Origin of the sequence: Kineosporia succinea, from assembly GCF_030811555.1 — a bacterium.
Classification (GTDB): Bacteria; Actinomycetota; Actinomycetes; order Actinomycetales; family Kineosporiaceae; genus Kineosporia; species Kineosporia succinea.
On sequence record NZ_JAUSQZ010000001.1, the window covers coordinates 6,412,611 to 6,435,203 of the forward strand.

Genomic DNA, 22,593 nt, shown 5'->3' on the forward strand with positions numbered 1-22,593 from the left:
GACCGGCGAGGACCACCACGGGCATGAACCGGCGAAACGACCTCGTCACGGCCTTCCCGGGGAAGGCACGTCACCCGGCGGGGTCGAACCCGGCAACCCTGAACACCGGGAAAGAGGCTGCGACGCGCTCGAACTCCGGCAGGGGCGCTCCCAGAGCGACGGGGATGTGCGGACGGGCGCCGGGCGCGACGTCCACGTACCGGCGCAGGACCGGCGCCCGCTGCCCGGCCGGCACCTCGATCAGGTCGACCTCGTGGGCCGAGCCGTGCCGGACGACCGCGTGACCGTGAGCCGCCCGCACGTTACGCACCCAGTTCGCGTTCTCGCCCAGCATCGACACCAGGTACCAGTCGCCGTCGTGGTCGGCCAGCACGACCGGGAAGACGATGGTGTCGCCGCTCGTGCGTCCGCGGACCTCCAGGGTCACGTCACGACGCCGGGCGAGGCGGCCCGCGGCGTACTGGCGGGCCCAGAACCGGTTCAGGGCCCGCGCGATCACGTCGGGACGGTCACCGCGGTAGATCCAGCGTTTCAGCCGGTGGAGCACGCTCACCGAACGCCGGCCGTCACCCATGCACCCACCCTAGGACCCGGACCCTTCGCTCACAGGTGCCCGACGTCGTTGAAGCAGATCAGGGCCGCGGGCCGTGAGGTCTCCCACCGCACGATCGTCACCCCGCAGTTGGCCTGGTTCAGGCCCAGCCACCGCCAGTCCGGGGCGTCGAGCACGTGCCGCACGAACCAGCCGATGACGAAGTTGTGCGTCACCACCAGATCCGTACGATCGCGCTCGCCGACCGCGCCCAGGTGCTCGACGGCCTCCCGCAGCACCGCCGGGCCCGGGTCCCGCTCGTCCTCGGGCACGGCCGCGAAGAAGTCCCGGTAACGCGCCGGATAGGAATCGGGCACCGGGGTGCGGTCTTTCACCAGGTCACACTCGTGCACCGGGACACCGGGCAGGAACGGCGTCACGATCTGTGTCGTCTGCACCGCCCGCGGCAGGCAGCTGTGATGCACGGCGTCGAAACGGGTGCCGGTCAGACGCCGCCCCAGACTCGTCGCCTGCGCCCGCCCGGCCGCGGACAGCCCGGCTCCCTCGGGCGACTGCTCGCCGTGGCGCACCAGGTACAAGGTCGTGCTGGGCATAGGACTCCCAAGGAGAAGAGAAGGTCAGGGGCGAAGATCGTCACGCGCGCCGTAGCCGCGACCGGGCTCAGGGCGGGTTCAGGGCGGGCTCATGGGGACATGGGTACCAGTGGGGTCCGACATTCTTGCCCGGGCGATACCGGGCAGAATGATCCGTATGGCCCAGCCCATCGACCAGCCCGTCGAAGAGCCCACCGAAACCCCGCACCGGCCCGGCGAAGTCGCACTTCCCACCGACGGGACGGTCGATCCGGCCTACGCGTACGTGGCCCGGCTCGCGGCCATCGACGCCCAGGCCGCGGAAGATTCCCTGGCCCCCTCCACCCGGGCCGCGTACGAGCGGGCCTGGAACGCGTTCGAGGTCTGGGCCGCCCACCACCGCCTCCTGGCGCTGCCCGCGACGGCCTCGACGGTCCGCGCGTTCGTCGCCCACCTGCGCGACCGCGACCAGCCCGCGAGCCTGCCCACGATCAACCAGCACCTGTCCGCGATCTGGGCCACGCACGCCGAGGCGGGCCTGCCCTCGGCCCGTCAGGACGGGCAGCTGCGCCTGCGCCTGCAGGGCTACGCCCGCCAGGACCAGGAACGTCTCGTCCACCAGATGTCCGCGCTCCTGGTCCGCGACGTGCAGGCCCTCATCGACACGATGGCCGACGACCTGGCCCGCGAGCGCCACACCGCCACCGACGAACGGGCCGTGCGCAAGGCCGAACTCGTGCACCGCCGCGACAAGGCCGTCATCCTCCTGGGCCTGGCCACCGCGATGCGCCGCTCCGAACTGGCCCGCATCGAACTCGCCGACCTGCACGAGGAGGCCGAGGGGCTCGTCGTCACCCCTCGCTGGACCAAACGCGACCAGGCCGGCACCGAACGCCACCCCCGGGCCGTTCCCCGCGGCGCCTCCCGCACCACCTGCCCCGTCACCGCCCTCAACGCCTGGATCGACGCCGCCGCCATCACCGACGGCCCCCTGTTCCGGCCCGTCACCCGCTGGGGCACGGTCGGCGCGAAAGGCTTCACCCCGCAGGTCGTGCGCACCATCGTCGCCCAGCGCGCCCAGGCCGCGGGTCTGCCCGGCACCTGGGGCGCCCACTCACTGCGCGCCGGGTTCGCCACCCAGAGCGCCCGCAACGGCGTGGCCCGCCACGTCATCATGGCCGACGGCGACTGGCGCTCGGCCGCCGTCGACCGCTACCTGCGCCGCGGCGCCCTCTGGGACGGCGCCGCCGCCAAGAGCCTCGGCCTGTGACACCCCGGAAACCACAGATCCCGATGGTGGACGCGCCGGTCACCGAGCCATCCCCGGTCACCGAACGGTGCGACACCAGAGGGGACGGGCATGGCCACCGGCTCCCCGTCGGCGCTCCCGGCCGGCGCTCGTAATCAGCGCTCGCAGGGGGCACGACCAGGTGACACGAGAAGGGTCTGGAGGCGGCGGGCAAGGCTGTCGGTGGCGTGCTCTACGGTGAACATATGGGCTGGAAATGGGCGCCGTTCTTCGTCATGGAGTGGCTCGGCGCGGCCGGTATCGAGCCGCACGAGGTCATGCAGGTGCTGGAGGCACATCGCCGCTGGCCCCGGGCGGCGGTCTCAACGAGCAACGGGCTGCGTCCCCTCACGATCTGGGCCCGCACCCGCGGCGGAAGGGCGCTGATGGTGGCGGTCAGGCGCCTTGATGGGCGAGACTGGGAAATCGTCGGCGCCCGCGCGCTGAGCGACGCCGAACTCGCCGAGCTGGAGAAGTGGGAGGCCGACCGTGACTGACCTGACGGACTGGTCCGCGCTCGACATGAACGCCCTCGTCTTCCTCGACGAGCCCCACCCCGACCTCGCCGAGCTCCCGCCGCCGGGCACCAGCACGTCGAGCCTCGTCGTCGACGTCGAACCCGACGTGCTCGACGAACTGGCCCGCGAGGCCGCCGCCACCGGCCGCACCCTCACCCAGGTCGCGCAAGACCGTCTCCGGCACCCGGCCGCCTGAGCCACCTGCGCTCACCCGGCCGCCTGAACCCGGCAGCAACACCACCCGGCCACCACCCAGCCACCACCCAGCGGCCAGACGGCCCGACCGCCTGCGTCCAGCCGGCCGCCTGAACCCGACGGCCCGCGAGCAGTAGCGGCTGGCCAGGGAGTGCCTACACGTCGCCCGTGACCGGGCTGAGGCAGGCCACGCGTTCGTCGTCCGTCTCCACGACCAGCTCGTAGTCCTGTGGGCACAGGTCCTCGGAGGCGACCGTCGCCGAGGTGACGTAGTCGTGCTCGGTCTCGCACGACACCTCGACCACGCGCACCCAGTCGTCGGCGCTGTTCTCGTCGTAGTCGCGCCAGCAGCCGCTGCCTTCTTCCTCGCCCTCGACGAACCACGGCACGGGCGCGTAGACCAGGAGCGCGCCGGCGCCCAGCAGCACGGTCACCGCCAGGGCCAGGCTCGTCGAACCGGCGACCCAGCCCAGCACCCGCACCGGCCGCTGCCCCGCCCGCCGCAGCCGAAGGTAGTCGCGCAGGCTCATGCCCAGCAGCACCAGGCTCGCGAGCACGCCGAAACCCCAGAAGAAGACGGCCTCCACCCTGTCGTCGGCACCCAGGGACATGACGGCCTGCCCCGGCAGCATCACCACCCCGCACCAGAAGAAGACCAGCATGGTGCGGCGCTCGTACTTCTGCCGGCGAAAGGCCGCGCTCAGCCGGGCGGACAGCTCATCGGCGGGCCCGGACCCGTCCGGCAGCCACAGCGGCCAGTTCTCGGGCGGGGCCGGCCACGACGGGTCGGGCGACCAGCCCGCGTCAGGGCTCCAGCCCTGCGGTGGGACCGGCCAGTTCGGGGGTGGATTGAAGCGCACAGTGGATCTTCGTGCGCGCACACCGCCCGCGTCGCGTGAATATCCGAATCGTGATGAACCGGGCACGTTCTCAGCGTCGGCCGCTGCGTTCCCTCGGCACCGGATCCTCGTACGCACCCGGGGCGCCCTCGTACGCCCGGCCGTTGCGCGTCGGCCACGCGTTGGCCCGGCACCCGTGCAGGCCCAGCGTCTGCTGCTGCATCACCGGCGCCGCCCGCCCCCGCCCGGGACACAGCTCGTGCCCGTGCCCCAGCCGGTGCCCCGTCTCGTGGTTGATCAGGTACGCCCGGTATACCGCCAGCGACGCCGGATACCCCTTCACCCCGTGCGCCCACCGGGCCACGTTGATCACGACGTCGTCGCCGTTACGGCACGACGTGTACCCGTTCGAGGTACCGCCGCACAGCACGTCCCGGGTGCCGGGCGTACTCAGCCGGATCGTGAAGTCGGGCGCCCGGCCCGCCCCCACCTGCCGCAACCGCACCTCGCCCTGACCGGGCCAGCTGCGTGCGTCCGCGAAGATCCGCCCCACCTGCCGCGCGAACTCCCCGGCCGGAACACCCCTCACCCCATGCTCCACCGCCACCTGGTAGCGCAGCACCGGCCCCGAAACCCCCAGCGTCCGCGAGCGCACCGGCGCGATCACCCACGCACCAGGACCGTCGTACGGGTACGCGATCGTGCGCACCGGCCGGCTACGGGACACCCCGCCGTGAGCACCGGACGAAACCCCGGCCGAAGCCCCTACCGAAGCCCCGGCAGAGACACGCCCCGAAGCCACGACCGACGGCATGACCGACGGCATCGGAGCAGCCCCACCGGAACCAGCCCCTGCACCGGATCCTGACGGCACCCCGCACGCCACCGACGTACCCGCCACCGAAACGGCCACGACAGCACCCACCACGACCGAACGACACCGAACCAAGAACACGGGAGAACTCCTGCTGCAGCCGTCACCCCGGGTGAAACCCGGGCCTCATTGCAACGACGCCGCGAGAACCCCGAAAAGTGGCCGGCACCAGCGAGATCAGCGTCACCCCCGACCATGCAACCGATCCGAGCACTATCCGTCCTCGACCCGTGCCACACACCCGATGCCCAGACCGAGCCAGACCGAGCCAGACCGGGGGAGAGCCAGACCGGGGGAGAGCCCTACCCGCTCACGAAGGCCTGCGCTGCGCTCGCCGCACCTGCAACCGCACCGCCTGCCGCCCCACCGGACCCAGCCCCTCGACCACCTCCACCAGCACCCCCAGCTGATCCAGCGCGTCCAGCGCCAGCGCCCCCTGCTCCGGAGCCACCCCCTCGTACAGCTCCAGCCCCACGAACGCCGCCGACACCGCCCGCGCCAGCCCCGCCGGATCCAGCACCTCACCCAGAGGCGACGCCTGCAGCAACCGCCGCAACACCGTCTCGATCTCATCCACCCACAGCTGCAGCGCGTCCGCCGTCACCGCCCCCAGCGCCGGATCGTTCTGCCCCGCCGCCAGCAACTGCGCCAGCACCGCGACATTCCCCTCCGCCTGCTCACTCACGTGAATCTCGCGCCCCACCACCAGCAGCTCACGCAACGACCCCACCGTCGCGAAGCGCTCGCGGTACACGAGCAGCCGCTGCTGGGTCGAGCGCCGGCAGGCCTCGGCCAGCAGACCCTCCATGCTCCCGAAGTGGTAGAAGATCAGCGCCTGGTTGACCTCGGCCGTCGCCGCGACCGTCCGCGCCGACGTGCCCGCGATCCCGTGGGTCCGCAGCGTCGTGAAGGCCGCGTCGATGAGCCGCTGCACCGTCTCGGCCTTCTTCGTGCTCTTACCGGCCGTCTTTGAAGTGCTTGAGGGGCTTGAGGACGCCCCGGTCGCCTCAGCGGGTCCGGGGGACTGGGTGGGAGTCACCCTCAGAGCCTCTCAGGTCACCCAGGCCCGTCAGCTCAGGCACCGGTGCGTCGTGAAGACCGACCCGGCGACCGCGATCGCGACCGGGCACGACACCAGCGACGCCTCACCCAGCATCGCCGAGACCAGCAGCGCGGCCGCGAACGTCATCAGCCCGGCCACCCACGCCACCAGCACGTGCGCCCCGGCCAGGCTCATCCGCCCCCGCCGCGGCAGCAGGACGCCCACCGCGATCGCGGCGCTCACCCCGGACGTCAGCAGCCCGAACCCCGCCCCCCACAGACCGAGGAACCCGCCGAACCACACCCACTGCATCGCCGTCTCGATCCCGAAGTCCGACCACCCGATCTCCGACCAGCTCTCCACCAGCATCGACACCAGCGCCGACACCAGCGCGAACGGCACCGTCCGGGCGGGGGACAGGCCCCACCTCAGCGCACCCACCACCCCACCGGACTCCCCGGCCCGCCCCGCCGGCGACAACCACCACCCCGTCCCCAGCACCAGCACCCCCGGCAGCACCACGCCTGTTACCCAGGTGAGTCTGGACATCCCCACCGAGCTACCGGCCGCCAGCAGCAACCACGCCGTCGTCACCCCACCCAGCACCCCGAACCCCAGCGCCCCGGCCAGCAACCGCGGCCAGTTCACCTCGACCAGACGCGGCAACGGCCCGTGGTGCACGACGGTCTCCAGAACGTCCATGACTGACCCCTCCTCAGCAATTGAGCGATCGCTCAAGACGGACCCTAGCTCTATTTTGAGCGAACGCTCAACACCATCCGGCCGGCGACGACGAAGGGGCCGGCCCGGCACACGCCGGAACCAGCCCCATCACCCCCGCGACCCGGCAGCCGCCGAGCCTCAGCCCAGCAACGCCATCGCCGCCAGCAACCCACCCACGAACACCACGACCAGAACACCAGCCGTCAACACCCAGGCATCGTTCCCCAGACGATCCCCACCGTTGCGCCGGTAACTGCCGTACGCGCCACAGCTACGCATCAGCAACAGCACACCCGCGAACATCCCACCGGTCCAGACCGTGCCCCGTCCATCACCCGACGACGCCACCACCGCCGACCCCGCCCCCACCAGGAACACCACCACCCCAACCCAGAAGAACACGACCACACCCCGCCACTGACGCCCGAGCACCCCCGACAACTGCGCCGCCAGCACCTCGGACCGCAACGCCTGCGCCACCTGCGAAGCCTGCGCCGCCCGCACCTCGTCCACATCCGGCCCCGCCGCACCCGCCGCCAGCGAACTCCGCGACCCCGCAGGCGTACTCGACGCGCTCGCCACCGAGGCAAACGACTGGTCAACGGGGGAGTCCGCGAAGAATCCCGACCTGCTCAACGCATCGGACGGGACGGACTCACCGGACTCGGACGCCACAGAGGGCTCATCAGAACGCACGATTGATCCTGCGGTCCACTCGCCGCTCTTGTCCCGGTTATCGGCAATTCGTGACCACGCCCGACCTGACCCGACCTGACCCGACCTGACCCGAGACACTCGCGCTCGCGGCGACCGGCGCGTCCCCCATCGGCGACCCTGCTCATGCGTGCAGGTCAGGTGCGCGAGTCAGGTGCGCAGCCAGACCCGCAGCGGCCCGATAGTGCGGAAGCCGGCAGCGAGCGCGGCGCGAAGGTCGGCGCCGGATTCGTAGCCGACCTGGGGGGGCGCGGGAAGTGGCGCTCGGCGGAGGCCGTGAGGTGGGGCCAGATGGGCGCGTCGTGCTGGTCGTGGTGGAAGACGTTCGAGATTCCGACGGCGTCCGGACTGCGGTTGAGGATGGCGCCGGCCGTGAGTGAGCCGGTGGCGTCGTGGTGCGCGAGGACGATGATGTCGGGGTTGTTCAGGAGGGTGGGCCTGACGATGTCGTGGGTGCCGTGGGCCTGGGACCAGGCGGTGAGGTCTGCTTGGCGGGAGATTCGTGAGAAGTACGGTGCGGCAGATGATTTCGCCAGGTCTGGAGATCCGGGGGATTCGGGGGAGGGGTGGGAGGCTCGCCAGATCCACTGGGCGTCGATGATGACGTGGAAGCCGTGCGCGGTGAGGTCGAGGTGGGCGATGACGTCGGCGGGAGCGACGGAGTCCCGGAGCGTGATGGCGTCGGGACAGTAGGCAGGACTGCGGCGGATGCTGCGCCAAAGGCGGGTGTCCGTTGTGGTGGGGATGTCGTGTGAGTGACAGATCGTCGTGCACCAGTGGACGTTGTCAGGTACCGCCGCAGCGATCGGCTCCAGAGGCATGCGTGGATGCTGTCAGGTGCGTCCTGCGCGCGGCTCCTGCATTTTCCGGCAGGCAGGAGCGCGCCCGGAGGCAGGCAAGCCGCTGAGGAGAATTATCGGGGCCGACCCGCACCGCCCCTGGCTGGCGCTCGCGTGTGGGAGGTGACCGCCGCGTCCGCCATTGGTTATCTGTGGCGCCCGTGGGGTCGGAAGGGGAGCCTCTTCTCCAGGCGAAATGTCATAATGTTCATTATCGGCGTTTGCCTGGGAGCTCGAGAGGGGCTGCTCAGGCGTGGTTCTGCAGGATGTTGACGACGTTCCCGTCAGGTGCCCGCACCAGGAACCGCCGCACACCCCAGGCCTCGTCGTTCAGCGGTCGCACGATGTCGTACCCCCGGCGCAGAGCCTCGGCGTGCGCGGCGTCCACGTCGTCCACCGTGACGGACACGACCGAGTCCTGCGGTGACGTCGCATCGGCGCTGACCAGCTGCAGATGAGCGCCGGTCTCCGGTGACGTGTACCGGGCGACCCAGCCCAGAGTGAACTCCTGCACGCTGAGCCCCAGATAGTCGGCGTAGAAGCCTGCGTCATCCACGTCGTCGACCTTGAGGTTGGCGATGATGCTCCTGACCTGCATGCATACCTCCTGGCGGGAGACCTGGCCCGGGCCCCGGGCCGGTTCGGAGTCCGTGTGCGTCATCGTGTCACGCAGCCGGCTCGACGGCTGTTCGCCCGGCGGGTTCACGGCGGCGTTCTCGCTGGTCAACGCCAAGATGCCCACGCCGGGGGACTGCACTCCCCCGGCGCGTTCCGCAGGTGCCGGTCACGCTGGGTAAGAGCGGGGAAGCGAAAAGCCTTGCGGGGCAACAGTTTTCGCCTAGATAACTGTGATTATCTGGCGTCCGGGCGTGGACGCGAAAATCGCTGGCCCGGTCCGGTCGTTCCGCCCTACCGTGCCGGGTAGTTCTTGTCGTCTTTGTCGTCCAGGTCGGGACAGGCCCTTGTACATCCTGTGAGTTCTTCCTCGCGCTGAATCTCCTCGCGCGTCGTGCTGCTGGTGCGACGCGTTTCTTCGTGCTGCGGATTTCTCACTGGATCGGGGTACATCTGTGCTCAATACCTGGTTCGTCATGCCCACCCGCCTGCCGCTGGTGGTGCGTCGCTGTCATGTGTGCGGCGGCGAAAGGTTCACGGCGTCGGGCAAGTTCCGGGTCAACGCCCATCACAAGGTCCTCGACGCGTGGATGCTGCTGCTGTGCACGCGCTGCGACGACACGGTCAAGCTCACGGTGCTCGAGCGCGTCAGTGTCCGTTACGTCGGGGCGCAGCTGCTGGACGGGCTGTACGAGAACTCCCCCGCCCTGATCGGCGCGCTGCTGCTCGACCCGGCGGTGCACAACCGCAACCGCATCGCCCTGGACTGGGAGGGCGCCTGGGATCTCGAGCAGTCCGGGGCCCGGCCGCAGGATCTGGTCCGGGCGCTGCGCGACGAGCAGGCGCTGGAGGTCGCCGTGCACTTCGGCGCCGTGATCCCGGTGCGGGTGGTCAACCTGATCGCGCAGGGCTTCGGCCTGTCCCGCGGTGAGGTGAAACGGCTCGTCACCGGCGGGAACCTGGTGTCGGCGGTGCGGCTGGGAGGCCGGATCGCCAGCGACTTCACGTTCACGCTCAAGCCGTGACTCGCTGACGGGCTGACGAGCTGACGGGAGCGGGGGCCATCTTCCGGCCTCCGCTCCCCCACACCTGCCTGCCTCTGCCCCGTGTACGTGCGGTGTTCCTGTTTTCGCGTTCAGAACCAGTGCAGGCAGTGCGGCGGCTGGCCGGTGTCGAAGACGGCGTCCGCGAGCGCGGCGGCTTCGGGGTGGTGGGGGTGGATGTGGCCGGCGTGGATGAGGGTGCTGGGGGTGGTGCCGGAGAGGTAGAGGGAGCCGAGGTCGCGGATGTCGAGGGTGAGGTCGGGGTCGCGGTCGGTGGGTTCGCAGGTGGCGTGCCCGTTGTGGGTGTGCAGGTGGTGGCGGGTGTGTTCGTGGAGGAAGGGGTCGTGGACGTCGAGGACGAGGTCGGCGTCGGTACTCCCCCAGCCTCGGGTGGTGAGGGCGCGGGGGATGTCGAGGATGCGGACCCAGAGCCAGTCGGTGTCGTTGGTGACCTGGGCGGCGCGGGTGTCGCTGAGCTGGGTGCGCAGGGGGTGGTTGCGGGGGACGTGTTTGAGGACGGTCTGCTGGGTGAGGTCATGGTTGAGGGTGAAGTGGTGGAGGGCGGTGAGGGCGCTCGTGGTGGTGGTGATGGTTTCGTCGACGGTGAGGGTGCCCTGGTCGAGGGTGTAGCTGGCGTACCCGTCGGGGGTGCCGGTGTGGTCGCGGTGCAGGGCGATGTAGCGGGGTGCGCAGGAGATCGGGGGGCGGCCGGCTCGGCGGGCCCACCAGTGGTGGGGGCGGCTGAGGGCGCCGGGCTGGTGGCGGCGGTACTGGTCGTAGAGGGTCTCGAGGATGTCGCCGCAGGTGTCGCGGTGGACGATCTCGACGGTGCCGTTGTCGGCCTTCGTCTCCCGGCTCTCCGGGGTCGGGGGGACGAGGGTGTGGGCGCGGGGTGCGGCGAGCGCGTTTCGGTGGCGGGGGACGGTGATCTGGGTGGTGTGGGTGGCGGGTCCGTAGCCGAAGCGGCCGTAGATGGTGGCTTCGGAGGCGAGGAGGACGGCGAGGGGTTCGCCGCGTTCGCGCAGGTCGGTGAGCTGGTGGCGCATCATGGCGGTGAGGACGCCCTGGCGGCGGTGGGTGGGCAGGACGCCGACGGAGGTGACGCCGGCGACGGAGATGGTGGGGAGGGGGTTCTCCGGGCCGGTGTCCGGGGTCGGGTGCTGGGGGCCGGGGAGGGTGAGGTCGAAGGTGTAGGAGGCGGTGGTGCCGACCGGGCGTCCACCGTGGTCGGCGGGTTCACCGTGGTCGGCGGGTCCGGTGGGTTCGGTGGGTTCGCTGGTGGTGTGGGCGAGGATGCCGCGGTCGAGTTCGAGGGCCGACCACCAGCGTCCGGGGCTGTCGGCGGGCGTTTCGGGGAAGGCGCCGAAGGCCTGGTGCACGGTGGTGACGAAGAGGTCGAGGTCGTCGCCGGTGGTGGCGCGGGTGCGGACGCGCGGGCTGTCGCGCGGGGTGCGGGTGGCCATCGGTGCTCTGGTCTCCTCGGTGGTTCGCGGGTGGTTCGCGGGTGTGTCCTGTGTGCGGCTGGTCCAGCCTGGACTGTCGGGGGCGCGGGAGGAAATGCCGGACCGGTGCCGGTCGGGGCGTTCTGACATGATGGGACAGGTGTTCGAGTCCCAGCTGGAGCCGGTCGATCCGCTGCCGGCCGCGTCGTTCGTGCCTGATGAGTTCGAGGTCGGGAACGGGGATGCGTGGCCGCTTTTCGTGCGGGCGTGGCTGATCGCGCAGCGGGCGCAGAACACGGTGAAGACGTATGCGACGGCAGAGCTGCAGTGGCGTCAGTTCTGTGGGGGGCGCTCGCTGCATCCGCTGGACGCGCGCCGGGGTGATGTCGACGACTGGCGCGGGCACATCCAGGCCAGTGGGGGCTTTCACGGGCGGCCGGCGTCGGCGAACACGGTGCGGCTGAAGCTGGCGGCGGTGTCGTCGCTGTACGCGTACCTGGTGGGTGAGGACATCCTCGCGTCCTCCCCCGCGGCGCACATCAAGCGTCCGCGAGGTGGTGACTTCTCGGCGACCGCGGCGCTGGACACCGGGCAGGCGGCGAGGTTCCTGGAGGCGGCGCAGGGCCTGGGTGAGGTGTCGTACGTGGCGATGCGGGTGCTGCTCGGGCGGGGGTTGCGGGCCACCGAGCTGGTCAGTCTCGACGTGAGCGACGTGCGTCATCACTTCGGGCACGTGACGCTGACGGTCACGCACAAGGGTGGGCGCCGGCAGGAGCTGCCCCTGTCCCCCGGCACGGGTCATCTGGTCAGTGAGTACATCGGCGAGCGCACGTCGGGTCCGTTGCTGGTGAATGCGCAGGGTGGGCGGCTGACGTACTGGGATCTGTACAACCTGACGGTGCGGGTGTCGCGGCGGGCCCGGGTGGGGCTGGACGTGACGCCGCACGTGCTGAGGGCTTCTCACGCGACGATCTACCTGGATCAGGCGGGGGCGCAGATCGATCGTCTGCAGGACGGGATGGGCCACGCGAGCCTGAACAACACCAAGGCGTACGACCGGGGGGCGGGCACGCTGGGGCGTCTGGCGAGTGTGGCGACCGCGGTGGAGGACGCCTTCCTGGGGTAGCCGTGTTGCTGCCGAGTGCCCGGGTCGCCGTGTTGTCGGTAGCCGTGCTGTCGGGGCGTGCGGGGGTCGCGGGGTTTGGGGGTTGTGCCGACGGGGCATGACTGTCGGTGGCGTGTGCTGCAATACGTTCAGCCGAGGGTTGGGGGACCCGTTGAGCGATGGCGCAGGTTCGGCAGGTGCACCGGGGGCGGCCCGCGAGGAGCTGGCCGAGTGTCTGAGCGGGCTGAAAGAGCGCTGCGGCAAGAGCTATACGGTGCTGGCGCGGCGCACGGGCATCAGCCGCTCGACGTTGCACCGGTACTGCCAGGGAGCAGGTGTTCCGGAGTCGTTCAGTGTCGTCGAGACCATCGCGGCGGGGTGCGGTGCGAGCCGCGATGAACTCCTGCGACTGCACCGGTTGTGGGTGCGCGCGACCGCTGACGAGGCACCCGCAGAAACCGGATGGCAGACGCCTCGGGGCGGCGAGCGCACCCCGCTCACCGATGGCGGCGGCAGGCTGGACGGGCCGGACGGGCCGGTCGGGCGGGCGGGCCGGCGGGGTGTGCGTGCCGGGGCCGTGGTGCTCCTGGTGGTGTGCGTCGGGGTGGTGTTCGTCGCGGTGGTGGGTGCGGGGGTTCTGCTCGGGGTGCCGGGCGGGTGGTTCGGTTCCGTGGCGGGGTCCGGGTCGGTGAGTGCTCTGGGTGGGGCGCAGGAGTTCTACGGGCCGGCGTGGCGGGACTCCCCGAAACCGGTGCCGGAGCGGTTCTTCGGGGTGACGGTGAACAGTTCCACGGGGCTGATGCCGGATTCCGCGCTCACCGGGGTGAGTGCGGTACGTCTGTGGGACAGCGGGTCCACGTGGGCGAAGATCGAGCCGCGGCGGGGCACGTTCGACTGGTCGACCCCCGACCGGCTGGTGGCGGGCGCGCAGCGGGCGGGGCTGCCGGTGCTGTTCACGTTCGGGGCGACCCCGTCGTGGGCGAGTCCGCGGGGGCCGCGAGCGCCGTACGACGACGGGTCGCGGGCCTCCGCCCCGGATCGGCTCGAGGACTGGGACGCGTTCGTGGCGGCGGTCGTGGGCCGGTACGGCGACCGGGTGGAGGCGTACGAGCTGTGGAACCTGGCTCCCTCGCCGCAGTTCTTCACGGGCAGTGCGCGCACGCTGGTGGAGATGACCCGGCGGGCCAGCGCGATCGTGAGGGACGGCGCGCCGGGCGCGGACGTGGTGTGCCCGGGTCTGGGTGATCAGTGGAACGTGCGCTCGCGGGAGTACCTGGCGCAGTTCGCGCAGCTGGGCGGGTTCTCGTACTGCGACGTGGCGTCGGTGAAGCTGCACCAGCGCGAGAACGGGCGCTCGCCGGAATCGGTGGTGGAGCTGGCGGGGCTGATCGAGGCGACGATGCGTCGTTCCGGGGTGGTGATGCGTACCTGGAACACGGGCACGGCCTACCGGCTGGCGACGGCCGATCATCTGGACCAGGAGCGGGCCGGTGACTATGCGGTGCGGTTCTATCTCGTCGGGCTGTACGTGCGGTATGAGCGCTCGTACTTCTACAACTGGGGCGGCACGCGGATACCGATCGTGCTGCAACCGGTCGGGGGCCGGGCGACCCGGGCGGCGGTGATGGTCGGGCGGTTGCGGAGCTGGCTGCGCGGCGCGCAGATCACGCAGTGCGGGCACGGCGCCACCGACGGGCTCCCGCCCACCGTGTGGCAGTGCTGGTTCCTGCTGCCGGACCCGGAACCGGCCTCCGAGGCGCCGCCCCCCGAGCCGCCGCACGAGGTTCCCTCCGCCACCAGCGGCGGAGGAAATGACGGGGATGGCGCGAGTCTGGTTCCGGGTGGGCGGCCGGCGGTGATCCGGTGGACCGAGTCCGGCACGGCTGACATCACTCTGGGGTCCGGGGCCCGGCGGGTACGGGAGCTGGACGGGTCCTCGGCCGAGGTGTCGCCGGGGGATGCGGTGCGTATCGGTGAGCGCCCCGTCCTGATCGAGTTCGGCTGACGGGCCGCAGGCGGGTGCAAGCCGCAGGGGCACGGCGGAAACACGACAGGGAGACGGCGGGGGCACGGCGGAGACATGCCTGGGACATGCCGGGCGACGGCGGGAGACGGCGGGAGCTGCGTCCCACGGCGGGGTGTTCGTGCTGGTGGGACGGGGGTGGGCGTCCCGTCGTCCCGCGGGGCGGTTATCCGGTTCCGGTGGTGCGGGTGGGATGTCTACCGTCGGTCTCGTCAGCTCAATCCGTCGGTCGAGGGGGAAACGATCATGAGGCGAATGATGAGGAGCCTGTCGGTGCTCGGTGGGGCGCTGGTGCTGGCGTCGGGGGCGGTGATGGTCTCGTCCGGGCCCGCGCAGGCCGACGACGCGTGCACGGCGGGGGTCCTGTGCAGCGGCACCACGAATCAGGTCGGTGCGGAGGTCCTGGTGGCCAAGAGCCGCTGCGACGGGAACGTCCCGTGCTCGGGCAGCCGCACCGACACGCTGTCCCAGGGCGAGAGCACCCCGGGCCGGGAGGACTGGGACCTGTTCCGGGTCCCGGAGCACTGCACGTACACCGGCACGGTCCTCATGGTCCCGCCGGTGAACCCGCCGTTCGCGGTCAGCGGCCCGGCCTGGGTCGCCGTGCACAACAACAAGCACTACGTCATCACCGGCGCCCGCTGTCTGCAGCCGGTGTGAACGTCACGGCGAACGTGACGGCACCCGGCAACGGTGCCCGGAACGAGACACCTTCACGAAAGGACAAGCACATGAGCAGGACGTTGCGCCGGCTGAGCACCGCGCTCGCGGCCCTGGCGACCGCCGGGCTGGGCATCGTGGTGACCTCGGCGTCGGCGCAGATCGTGCAGGCCGGGGTGCAGGAGGCCCGGCGCACGGCATCCACACCGCACGCGCCCGCCGGCGGCCCCACCGGCTGACCGCTCCGGCTGCTGGTCAGAGGGCTCATCGGGACGTGGGACGGGATGGTCAGGACGGTCGGGATGGTTCGGGACGGTCGGGATGGTCAGGACCGGACGCAGGAGGGGATCTGCCGGTCCGGGCCATCCCGCCGACCGACCACCCCGGAACACCCCGAACACCTGACGTCTGCGGCACCCGTGTCCTCACGGGAAGCGGCCCGGCCGGCGTCACGGCTGCCCGAGCCGCCCGCGAGCGCGAAGGTGAGTGCCGCGGCGTCCATCATGGGGAGCCTCTGGAGGACCCAACATGGGAAGCCCCTGGAGGGCCGCCGGGCAACCGTTAGTGGGCCCCGGCGGGCACGAGGCGGTAGCCGGTGCCGCGTACGGTGTCGATGCGGGTGCAGGCGCCCTCACGGTCGGAGGACACGTGCCCGACGCTGGCCGCGAGTTTGCCGCGCAGCGTGGCGATGTGGACGTCGAGGGTGCGGGAGGCGCCGACCCAGGTGATGTCCCAGACCTCGGCCATGAGGTCCTGGCGCGTGACGACAGCTCCCTGGCTGCGCATGAGGGCGCCGAGCAGGTCGCACTCCTTGGCCGTGAGGGCGACGGTGGCGGCGGGACCGTGGATGCACCGGGTGTCGGCCTCGAGGCGGATCCCGAAGTCGACCTGCGCCCGGGCCAGGCTCAGGTGGGGCAGCGCGCGGCGGGTGACGGCGTCCACGCGCGCCAGGAGCACGGTCAGGGAGTAGGGGCGCAGGAGCTCGTCGTCCAGGCCCTCGACCTGCGAGGGGCCGCTGCTGAGGGCGATGACGGGCAGACGGCCGCTCAGGCGCCCGGCGAGCCGGGTGCTCTCCCCTCCGGGCAGGTCCATGTCGAGCAGGAGCAGGTCCACGCCGGCACCGGAGTGCACGAGCTCGTCACCGCGGGCCGCGGTGGGGGCGTGCACCACGTCGTAGCCGTGCGCGCGCAGGGCCTGGGCCAGACGGCGTGAGCCGGTACCGGGCGGCTCGACCAGCAGTACCCGCACGCCCATCCACTCACCCCGTCCCCGAAAGCCACTGCGAGCCCACGCCGATCAGGCCGAACAAGCTGGTCAGGCCGATCAGGCTGGTCAGGAGGTCATCGTAGGTTGCGCACCCATCCCGGCGGCAGCCCGCCGAGGACGCAAAGTCTTCGTAAAGTCTGCCCGCACACCATGTTCGGTGACCGTGGCAGCACGTACAGTGAGCATGTCGCGACGTGAGGGGGCCGCACATGCCGGGGACCACCGGGCACGAACCTGAACAGTCCCGGCCGGTCCCGGTGGCGCCCACCAGTCACCGCCGGGCGGTCCTGAACACGATCCGCGGCTCCCTCGGCAACCTCGTCGAGTGGTACGACGTGTACGTCTACACGGTGTTCGCCTCGTACTTCGAGGAGAAGTTCTTCGGCGGCGACGAGCCGAACGCCGGCATCTACACGATGGCGATCTTCGCGGTCACGTTCCTGATGCGCCCCATCGGCTCGGTCTTCTTCGGCCGCTACGCCGACCGGCACGGCCGCCGCCCCGCCCTGGTCTTCAGCGTCAGCCTGATGGCGCTCGCCTCCGGCGTCATCGCCCTCACCCCCGGCCGCGAGCAGATCGGCACCGCCGCCGTCGTGGTCCTGCTGGGATGCCGCCTGGTGCAGGGCTTCGCGACCGGCGGGGAGTACGGCACCTCGGCCACGTACATGTCCGAGGCCGCCACCCGCGAGCGCCGCGGGTTCTTCTCCTCGTTCCAGTACCTGACGCTCGTCGGCGGTCACCTCCTGGCCCAGACCGTGCTGCTGGTGCTGCAGGTGTTCCTCGACGACGATCAGCTCAGCTCGTACGGGTGGCGCATCGCCTTCGGCATCGGCGCACTCGCCGCGCTGGTCGTGCTGTGGCTGCGCCGGCACATGGACGAGTCGCTCGTCCTCACCGCACGGGGCCACCGCTCGGGCTCGTTGCGGGAGCTGTTCACCACCTACCCCCGGCAGCTGCTGGTGTGTTTCCTGGTCACGCTCGGGGGCACGGTCGCGTTCTACACGTACAGCGTCAACGGCCCCTCCACGGTCAAGGCCGCGTACGCCGGGCAGGGCATGACCGCCACCTGGATCAACTTCACGTCCCTGGCCGTGCTCATGCTGCTGCAACCGGCCGGCGGCTACCTCAGCGACCGGGTGGGCCGCAAACCGCTGCTGGTGTTCTTCGGTGTCGGCGGCCTGGCCTGGACCTGGTTCGTGGTGCAGGAACTGCGGGACGTGACCACACCCCTGGCCTCGTGGGCGATGCTCGTCACCGGGTACGTGATCCTCACCGGCTACACCTCGATCAACGCGGTCGTGAAGGCCGAGCTGTTCCCCACCCACGTACGCGCCCTGGGCGTGGGATTCGGCTACGCACTGGCGAACTCGGCGTTCGGCGGCACCGCCCCCGTGCTGTACGAGGCCGCGAAGAAACACGACCTGGTCGCCCAGTTCGCCCTCTATGTGATCGCCTGCATCGCGATCTCCCTGACCGTGTACGTGTTCGTGCTGAAGAACCGCGCCCCGACCTACCTCGACGAACCCGGGAACGAACTCCGGAACGAGCCCCGGCCGGCCTGACGGCCCTGCACGCCCGCCTTCGCGCTCACCTTCGCGCTCGCAGGAACCGTCCAACGGCGGACGCATCGGGGCACCGCACGCACGAACAGGGCACCCACCGGTGTGGTCGGGTGGGCGGGTTCAGTCGCCCGTGACCACCGGCGTCCGCAGGCCCTCCGCCCCGTCCCCTGCTCCGCTGTCTGCCCCGATGCTTGCTCGGCCCTCTGCCCCGCCGGGCAGCGCGGAGTTCCTCTCCGCGAACGAGGTGTCGATCAGCTCGATCATCTCCGGGGCCGCGGCCAGCAGGATCTTGCGCAGCACCTGGTGCAGCTGGTCGAACTCCTCGGGGCTCAGCGCGTCCACGACCAGCTTGCGGGCGTTCACCACGTGGCCGGGAGCGGCCTCGACGATCTTCGCCAGTCCCGCCGGGGTCAGCACCGCCTCGACCGACCGCGCCGAGCCCTCCATGCAGCTGCGCCGCTCGACCCAGCCCGAGCGCTCCATGCGGCTGATCGCGTGCGAAAGACGGGACTGGGAGCCGTGGGAGATCACCGCCAGCTCGCACAGTTTCTTCGCGTGCCCGGGTGTCTCGGCCAGGGACGCCAGCACCGAGTACTCGAACCAGTTCAGGCCGCTGTCGCGCTTGAGCTGGCACTCGATCGCCGCCGGCAACGTGGTCAGAGCGGCGCTGACATGCATCCAGGCGTGCAGCTGCTCCGGTGCCAGCCAAGGGGTGTCGTCACTCACACGCACAGATTACTGGATTGAATGTTCAACTGACGAGTGGCAGTATCGACATCGAGTTGAACATTCAACCCGATCGAGCCGGGTGCGTCACGACCCGGAATCACCCAACCCCTGGGAGTAACACCATGACCCTCCTGCGCATCGACGCGAGCATCCTCGGCCCCGGCTCCGCCAGCAGCGAACTGGCCGACCTCGTCCTCGCCGCCTGGACGGCCGAGCGCCCCGACGAGCAGGTCGTCACCCGCCACCTCGGCAGCGAGCCCCTGCCCGCCGACGCCTGGCCCATCGCCATCGGCGCCGGCTACACCCCCGAGGACCAGCGCAGCGAGGCCCAGAAGAACGCCGTCGCCCTGGCCCAGCAGTTGCACGACGAACTCGTCGCCGCCGACCACGTCGTCATCGCCGCCCCCCTCTACAACTGGGGCGTCTCCCCGCACATCCAGAACTGGATCAACCTCGTCATCGCCGGAGGCACCCCCGCCGAACGCATCCTCGAGGGCAAGCCCACCGTCCTGCTCAGCACCCGCGGCGGCAACTACTCCCCCGGCACCCCCAAGCACGGCTGGGACCACTCCACCCCCTACCTGCGCCGCGTCATCGCCGACGTCTGGGGCGCCGAACTCACCGTCGTCGAACGCGAATTCACCCTCGTCGGCGTCAACCCGGCCCTCGACCAGTTCGCCGAACTCGGCGCCCAGCTCAAGCAGGAGGCCCACACCGCCGCCTCCGCCGCCGGCAAGGCGCTCGCCACCGCCTGAACGGCCTGAGCCCCACAACTCCTCACCCGGGCCGACCTCACAGGTGCACGGGAGCGGCGTCCCAGCGCCCGGGTGGGGGCACCACCACGTGATCACGGCCAGGGGTCCCTGGCCGTGATCACGCACGCCCGAGCCGGAAAACCCTTTCGGCCCCGGCCCGTCGCCTGCCTACAGTGACCCCGTGACCAGCGAGCCCAGCCCCGCGAGCACCCCCGAAGACACCCCCGACAGCACCCCCGGGAACACCTTCGAGAGCACCCTCGAGAGCATCGGCGCCCACACCGTCGCCTGGTACGACCCACAGGCCCCCGTCATCGCCACCGAGGCCGACGCCACCGACCTCGTCGGGACCGCCGCCTGGCAGGGCGCCACCTGGGTCGCACTGCCCGCCGACCGCCTCACCGACAGCTTCTTCCACCTCAGCACCGGCCTGGCCGGCGCCATCACCCAGAAGTTCGTCAACTACCGCCTCGGCCTGGCCATCACCGGCGACATCAGCGCCCACACCAGCCGCAGCGAACCTCTGCAAGACCTCGTACGCGAGAGCAACCACGGCCACCACCTCTGGTTCACCGCCACCCCCGCCACCCTGCGCGCAAGACTGCAGGCATGAGCGACTCCCTCAGCCACCGCGGCGAAAAAGCCGGACTACGAGCACGCCTCACCGCCGACGTCCCCGTCCTGCACGACGAACTGCACGACGACGTCTTCATGCGCTCCCGCTCCAGCGGGCACCCCTGGGCACCCCTGCCACCCGACCAGAGCCCGTTCGCCGTCCCCACCCCCGCCAACCCCGCCACGGCCGAGTTCTCCATCGTCGAACTGGCCACCGGAGACCTCGCCGGCGTCGCCTCCCTGTGGGGCATCGACCAGCACAACCGCAACGCCAACATCGGCATCACCCTGCGTCCCGCCTACCGCGGCCGGGGGATCGGCACCGACACCGTCCGCCTCCTCACCGACTACGGCTTCACCACCCGCGGCCTGCACCGCCTCCAGATCGGCACCCTCGCCGACAACCGCGCCATGATCCACACCGCACTCGCCGCCGGCTTCACCTAGGAAGGCGTCCTACGCGAAGCCGGCTGGGTCAACGGCACTTTCGCCGACGAAATCATCCTCGGGCGCACCACCCACCTCTGAACCACACCCATGAGGGACGACGTGGTCACCCGACCACGCCCCTCACCCGCAGCGACCCACCGGACCACCCGCAAACTGTCAGGACCCCCTGGCACGATCACCGCCATGAACCCCACCAAGACGCCCGCCACCGTCAAGGCCGAGATCACCACCCTCGTCGCCAATCTCGATCCGCACGACAACCTCGCCGCCGACCACCGGCACACCACCCTCGACTGGCTCGCCCACACCGACGACATCTACCGGCGCACCAAACCCCGCACCCCCGACCCCCACCTCGTTTCCTACTTCCTCCTCGTCGAACGCGACCAGCACGCCCGCATCACCCACGTCCTGCTCTGCGAACACCGCCTCGCCCACCTCTGGCTACCCACCGGCGGCCACGTCGAACCCGGCGAACACCCCTACGACACCGTCCGCCGCGAAACCCACGAAGAACTCGGCACACCCGCCCACCCCGACCCCCACCACGGCCGCCACCCCTTCCTCCTCACCGTCACCCCCACCCGCGACACCCCCGAGCGCACCCACACCGACATCACCCTCTGGTTCGCGCTCGCCGGAAACCGCACCCAGCCGCTCACTCCCGACCCCCGCGAATTCACCCAGGTCCGCTGGTGGACCCCCGCGGAGATCCGCCACGCCGACCCGGCCCGCTTCGACCCCCATCTGGGCCGCGCCCTCGACGCCCTGGCGGCGGAGTGAAACCTCCCCCGCACGACCGAGCCTGCCCGCCCCCACCTGCGCGTACGCTGACGGCCGGTGACAGCGACGGACAAGATGGTCGATCCGATGAACGCACACGAACCACCCCCGACACCTACATCGCCCGTGCCATCGCCTGTGCCACGGCCCGCGCCACAGAGCCCACAGAGCCCACAGAGCCCACAGAGCCAGGCACCCGCCGGACCGCCGCCCCACGCGCAGGCTCACGCACCGGTCGGCGCACCGGCACAGACGCCACCCCCCACCCGGTCCGGTCCACGACCCGAGCCCCGCGCACACCCGGCGCCGGATCCTCGGGCCAGCGGTTTCGCGGAAGTGTTCCGCGCCCTGGGCAACCCGGTCCGCGTCGAGATCCTGCACTGGCTGCGCGATCCCGAGCGCCACTTCGGCATGTACCCACCCACCGCCGACCGCACCCAGGTCGGCGTCTGCGCCACGCACATCCAGGCCAAGTCCGGGCTGGCCCAGTCCACCACCTCGGCCAACCTGACCATGCTCGAACGGGCCGGCCTCCTCACGGCCACCCGCATCGGCAAGTTCATCCACTACCGCCGCAACGAAGAACGCATCGCCGCCTTCGTCGAAGCCCTCGGCCGCGAACTCTGACCAACCACCCGCACCGGACCCCCACCCGGCCACATCCCCTGAACCCCGCCAGCCCCCGAACCCCGGCAACCCACAACCCCGGCAGCCCACAACCCCGGCAGCCCACAACCGCCTGTAGTCACCACCGATTTCGCCTACGACAGACGGGTGTTTGACCCGCGCCGCCCCGCACGAGCGGCCGCTCCGGCCCACCCGGGCACCTAGCCTGCTGAACGTGGATCCCATGACGGCAGGCAACGCCGCAGAGCACGCCGACGCCCTCACCCTCGGCTGGGGCCGTGCCGCCCTCAAGCTCGAGCAGGGCGACCTCGACACCGCCACACACGCAGCCCTCGACGCCCTGGCCCTCAGCCCCGCCCCCGACTACCCCGGGCTGCACGCCACCGGTCTGAGCGGCCAGAAAGTCCTCGCCCACGAAGACTTTCCCCGCGGCTGGTCGTTCTTCGTGCCCACCCTCGGCGTCATGGTCGTCAACCTCGACGTGTACCAGGCTCACGTCCTGGCACCGTCGATCCACAACCACGCCTGGTCGGTCCGGCACATGCCCGTCCCCGCCTGGGTGCGTATCGACACCGAGGACTGGGCCATCCAGGACGAGATGCTCCGCCCCGCCCCCGAATCCTTCGACGACGACTACGGCTGGTAGAGATCCAGGCCGGTCCGGAGCCGGTTTTCAGGACGAGGAGACGAAGAAGGAAGCTCAAGGCCTGTTATCGAAACCAAGTGAGTCTTCGCCCTGAGCACATGGCCTGTTATCGTCG

Annotated in this window: 27 protein-coding genes; 15 read left to right on the forward strand and 12 right to left on the reverse strand. The window is 70.9% G+C overall.

The window, feature by feature from the left end; translation table 11 throughout:
- Nucleotides 1–70 precede the first annotated feature (70 nt).
- Nucleotides 71–574 carry a nitroreductase/quinone reductase family protein gene (locus J2S57_RS28390; RefSeq protein ID WP_307248630.1) on the reverse strand — a complete coding sequence of 168 codons (504 nt, stop codon included), beginning with the start codon at nucleotides 572–574 and terminating at the stop codon, nucleotides 71–73.
- 29 nt (nucleotides 575–603) lie between these two features.
- Nucleotides 604–1,146 (reverse strand): histidine phosphatase family protein, encoded by a 543-nt coding sequence (locus tag J2S57_RS28395; RefSeq protein WP_307248632.1) that lies wholly within the window; start codon nucleotides 1,144–1,146, stop codon nucleotides 604–606.
- Between the two features lie 157 nt (nucleotides 1,147–1,303).
- On the opposite strand from J2S57_RS28395, the gene J2S57_RS28400 reads away from it, so the two are divergent.
- The 3 genes from J2S57_RS28400 to J2S57_RS28410 all read left to right on the forward strand — a co-directional run bounded on the left by J2S57_RS28400 (nucleotide 1,304) and on the right by J2S57_RS28410 (nucleotide 3,127).
- On the forward strand, nucleotides 1,304–2,395 hold the full coding sequence (locus J2S57_RS28400; RefSeq protein ID WP_307248634.1) for a tyrosine-type recombinase/integrase: 1,092 nt from the start codon (nucleotides 1,304–1,306) through the stop codon (nucleotides 2,393–2,395).
- 224 nt (nucleotides 2,396–2,619) lie between these two features.
- Nucleotides 2,620–2,910 carry a hypothetical protein gene (locus tag J2S57_RS28405; protein WP_307248636.1) on the forward strand — a complete coding sequence of 97 codons (291 nt, stop codon included), beginning with the start codon at nucleotides 2,620–2,622 and terminating at the stop codon, nucleotides 2,908–2,910.
- The gene (locus tag J2S57_RS28410) at nucleotides 2,903–3,127 is read left to right on the forward strand and encodes a hypothetical protein (protein ID WP_307248638.1); all 225 of its coding nucleotides are present in this window, start codon (nucleotides 2,903–2,905) and stop codon (nucleotides 3,125–3,127) included. The genes J2S57_RS28405 and J2S57_RS28410 overlap by 8 nt, the downstream gene beginning before the upstream one ends.
- Nucleotides 3,128–3,281: 154 nt before the next feature.
- Here J2S57_RS28410 and J2S57_RS28415 read toward each other — a convergent pair whose 3' ends face one another.
- From J2S57_RS28415 to J2S57_RS28445, 7 genes are all read right to left on the reverse strand, one after another.
- Entirely contained in the window at nucleotides 3,282–3,986 is a 705-nt protein-coding gene (locus tag J2S57_RS28415) for a resistance to Congo red protein (RefSeq protein WP_307248640.1), read from the reverse strand.
- Between the two features lie 70 nt (nucleotides 3,987–4,056).
- Complete coding sequence (locus tag J2S57_RS28420) at nucleotides 4,057–4,674, reverse strand: DUF3152 domain-containing protein (RefSeq protein WP_307248642.1); 618 nt, start codon at nucleotides 4,672–4,674, stop codon at nucleotides 4,057–4,059.
- 475 nt (nucleotides 4,675–5,149) lie between these two features.
- Nucleotides 5,150–5,773, reverse strand: coding sequence for a TetR/AcrR family transcriptional regulator (locus J2S57_RS28425; RefSeq protein WP_370882717.1), 624 nt, complete (start codon nucleotides 5,771–5,773; stop codon nucleotides 5,150–5,152).
- Nucleotides 5,774–5,908: 135 nt separating this feature from the next.
- Nucleotides 5,909–6,583 (reverse strand): hypothetical protein, encoded by a 675-nt coding sequence (locus J2S57_RS28430; protein ID WP_307248646.1) that lies wholly within the window; start codon nucleotides 6,581–6,583, stop codon nucleotides 5,909–5,911.
- Between the two features lie 159 nt (nucleotides 6,584–6,742).
- Entirely contained in the window at nucleotides 6,743–7,186 is a 444-nt protein-coding gene (locus J2S57_RS28435) for a hypothetical protein (RefSeq protein WP_307248648.1), read from the reverse strand.
- A 269-nt stretch (nucleotides 7,187–7,455) separates the two neighbouring features.
- Complete coding sequence (locus J2S57_RS28440) at nucleotides 7,456–8,139, reverse strand: hypothetical protein (RefSeq protein ID WP_307248650.1); 684 nt, start codon at nucleotides 8,137–8,139, stop codon at nucleotides 7,456–7,458.
- A 265-nt stretch (nucleotides 8,140–8,404) separates the two neighbouring features.
- Complete coding sequence (locus tag J2S57_RS28445; RefSeq protein ID WP_307248652.1) at nucleotides 8,405–8,755, reverse strand: VOC family protein; 351 nt, start codon at nucleotides 8,753–8,755, stop codon at nucleotides 8,405–8,407.
- A 472-nt stretch (nucleotides 8,756–9,227) separates the two neighbouring features.
- Between J2S57_RS28445 and J2S57_RS28450 the strand changes: the two genes are divergently transcribed.
- Nucleotides 9,228–9,797 (forward strand): DUF1062 domain-containing protein, encoded by a 570-nt coding sequence (locus J2S57_RS28450; protein ID WP_370882513.1) that lies wholly within the window; start codon nucleotides 9,228–9,230, stop codon nucleotides 9,795–9,797.
- A gap of 110 nt (nucleotides 9,798–9,907) precedes the next feature.
- Here J2S57_RS28450 and J2S57_RS28455 read toward each other — a convergent pair whose 3' ends face one another.
- On the reverse strand, nucleotides 9,908–11,278 hold the full coding sequence (locus tag J2S57_RS28455) for a GNAT family N-acetyltransferase (RefSeq protein ID WP_307248657.1): 1,371 nt from the start codon (nucleotides 11,276–11,278) through the stop codon (nucleotides 9,908–9,910).
- Nucleotides 11,279–11,417: 139 nt separating this feature from the next.
- Here J2S57_RS28455 and J2S57_RS28460 point away from each other — a divergent pair, with 139 nt between their 5' ends.
- The 4 genes from J2S57_RS28460 (at nucleotide 11,418) to J2S57_RS28475 (ending at nucleotide 15,284) form a co-directional block, all read left to right on the forward strand.
- Nucleotides 11,418–12,383, forward strand: coding sequence for a tyrosine-type recombinase/integrase (locus J2S57_RS28460; RefSeq protein WP_307248660.1), 966 nt, complete (start codon nucleotides 11,418–11,420; stop codon nucleotides 12,381–12,383).
- A gap of 151 nt (nucleotides 12,384–12,534) precedes the next feature.
- Complete coding sequence (locus J2S57_RS28465; RefSeq protein ID WP_307248662.1) at nucleotides 12,535–14,367, forward strand: helix-turn-helix domain-containing protein; 1,833 nt, start codon at nucleotides 12,535–12,537, stop codon at nucleotides 14,365–14,367.
- Nucleotides 14,368–14,640: 273 nt separating this feature from the next.
- A complete protein-coding gene (locus J2S57_RS28470; protein ID WP_307248664.1) occupies nucleotides 14,641–15,045 on the forward strand; it encodes a hypothetical protein in 405 nt (134 codons plus the stop codon).
- Nucleotides 15,046–15,116: 71 nt separating this feature from the next.
- Nucleotides 15,117–15,284, forward strand: coding sequence for a hypothetical protein (locus tag J2S57_RS28475; RefSeq protein ID WP_307248666.1), 168 nt, complete (start codon nucleotides 15,117–15,119; stop codon nucleotides 15,282–15,284).
- Nucleotides 15,285–15,606: 322 nt separating this feature from the next.
- Here J2S57_RS28475 and J2S57_RS28480 read toward each other — a convergent pair whose 3' ends face one another.
- Nucleotides 15,607–16,299, reverse strand: a complete 693-nt coding sequence (locus J2S57_RS28480; protein ID WP_307248669.1) for a response regulator transcription factor — start codon at nucleotides 16,297–16,299, stop codon at nucleotides 15,607–15,609.
- A 221-nt stretch (nucleotides 16,300–16,520) separates the two neighbouring features.
- Between J2S57_RS28480 and J2S57_RS28485 the strand changes: the two genes are divergently transcribed.
- Nucleotides 16,521–17,873 carry an MFS transporter gene (locus tag J2S57_RS28485; RefSeq protein ID WP_307248671.1) on the forward strand — a complete coding sequence of 451 codons (1,353 nt, stop codon included), beginning with the start codon at nucleotides 16,521–16,523 and terminating at the stop codon, nucleotides 17,871–17,873.
- A gap of 120 nt (nucleotides 17,874–17,993) precedes the next feature.
- On the opposite strand, the gene J2S57_RS28490 is transcribed toward J2S57_RS28485, so the two are convergent.
- Nucleotides 17,994–18,599, reverse strand: a complete 606-nt coding sequence (locus J2S57_RS28490; protein ID WP_307248672.1) for a MarR family winged helix-turn-helix transcriptional regulator — start codon at nucleotides 18,597–18,599, stop codon at nucleotides 17,994–17,996.
- A gap of 125 nt (nucleotides 18,600–18,724) precedes the next feature.
- Between J2S57_RS28490 and J2S57_RS28495 the strand changes: the two genes are divergently transcribed.
- The 6 genes from J2S57_RS28495 (at nucleotide 18,725) to J2S57_RS28520 (ending at nucleotide 22,478) form a co-directional block, all read left to right on the forward strand.
- Nucleotides 18,725–19,357, forward strand: coding sequence for an FMN-dependent NADH-azoreductase (locus J2S57_RS28495; protein WP_307248674.1), 633 nt, complete (start codon nucleotides 18,725–18,727; stop codon nucleotides 19,355–19,357).
- Nucleotides 19,358–19,538: 181 nt separating this feature from the next.
- Nucleotides 19,539–19,970 (forward strand): DUF4180 domain-containing protein, encoded by a 432-nt coding sequence (locus tag J2S57_RS28500; RefSeq protein ID WP_307248676.1) that lies wholly within the window; start codon nucleotides 19,539–19,541, stop codon nucleotides 19,968–19,970.
- A complete protein-coding gene (locus tag J2S57_RS28505; RefSeq protein WP_307248678.1) occupies nucleotides 19,967–20,419 on the forward strand; it encodes a GNAT family N-acetyltransferase in 453 nt (150 codons plus the stop codon). The genes J2S57_RS28500 and J2S57_RS28505 overlap by 4 nt, the downstream gene beginning before the upstream one ends.
- 186 nt (nucleotides 20,420–20,605) lie before the next feature.
- Nucleotides 20,606–21,205, forward strand: coding sequence for an NUDIX domain-containing protein (locus J2S57_RS28510; protein WP_307248680.1), 600 nt, complete (start codon nucleotides 20,606–20,608; stop codon nucleotides 21,203–21,205).
- A 336-nt stretch (nucleotides 21,206–21,541) separates the two neighbouring features.
- Nucleotides 21,542–21,832 (forward strand): ArsR/SmtB family transcription factor, encoded by a 291-nt coding sequence (locus J2S57_RS28515; protein ID WP_307248682.1) that lies wholly within the window; start codon nucleotides 21,542–21,544, stop codon nucleotides 21,830–21,832.
- A 214-nt stretch (nucleotides 21,833–22,046) separates the two neighbouring features.
- On the forward strand, nucleotides 22,047–22,478 hold the full coding sequence (locus J2S57_RS28520; protein ID WP_307248684.1) for a hypothetical protein: 432 nt from the start codon (nucleotides 22,047–22,049) through the stop codon (nucleotides 22,476–22,478).
- Nucleotides 22,479–22,593 lie beyond the last annotated feature (115 nt).